A 908-nucleotide genomic window follows, 5' to 3' on the forward strand; every position below is an offset into this window, starting at 1 on the left:
CGGCGGCCCTAGCGGGGCTAGCGGCATTGGCGGTGCCGGTGGGTTGATCGGGCTTCCTGGCAGTCACGGCGGTGCCGGTGCCGGCGGTGCCAGTGGTGCCGGTGGTGCTGGTGGTGCCGGTGGTGCTGGTGGTGCCGGTGGCACCGCCGAAGCCGACGCTTGGTCGATCAACGTGTACGTGGTGGACGGAGGCCCAGGAAGCAGCGGCACTCCGGGAGGCCATGGCATATCCGGCAGCCCCGGCTAAAAGAAGACTTGCCCGCTGTGGGCGTTGTGGGCAGCGTTTCACAGGCCCCTGTATGGGCTTTGCGCTAGTGCGCCCGATCGCGGACACGAGTTAGGTTGACTCGGTTGTCCCTGGCGGCCCGCACAGGGCGATCCCGGTGCCAGCTGCCCGGTGGTCATGGCCGCATACTCCATCGACTCGCCGCTGTCGTAGGCGAGTGCCGCATCCCATACCGCCGCACGGGTCCAGCGGGATCGCCGCGTAAGCCCAGCGGTCAGTGAAGGACTGAAGCCCCGCGCTGGGACGGCCGAACTGTGTCGGTTTCCGCGCGTAGTCGAGGGCGGCCTGGACTCACCATGATGCGATTCCTACAGCTTCGGCGCCGACAATCACTGAGTTAATCACTGACGAAACGATCTGCGCTGCAGCTGCATTCGGTAGCGTGATGGCCCGATCGGATGCCATGGGCAGATGTCTTGCGGTGTCGCCGCACCCAGGGCGGACACACCGCCGTTGACCTGCGAGCGAACTTACTAGCTGAAATGTCTAGCTGGTGCTGGCTTTCGCGCCGGCGCCGCCGGCACCGCCCGTGCCGCCAGCACCGCCATTGCTTCCGCTCGGTCCGACGCCACCTGTGCCTACTGCACCTGATTTACCGGTTTCGGCGCCGACGGAGCCGCCG

General features: G+C 67.0%; 1 pseudogene. It reads left to right on the plus strand.

Annotation, left to right across the window (positions count from 1 at the left end):
• Nucleotides 1-247, plus strand: a pseudogene (locus F0Q45_RS28305) (hypothetical protein); the annotation flags it as partial.
• Nucleotides 248-908: the final 661 nt, after the last annotated feature.

It is taken from the genome of Mycobacterium simiae (assembly GCF_008370645.1).
Classification (GTDB): domain Bacteria; phylum Actinomycetota; class Actinomycetes; order Mycobacteriales; family Mycobacteriaceae; genus Mycobacterium; species Mycobacterium simiae_A.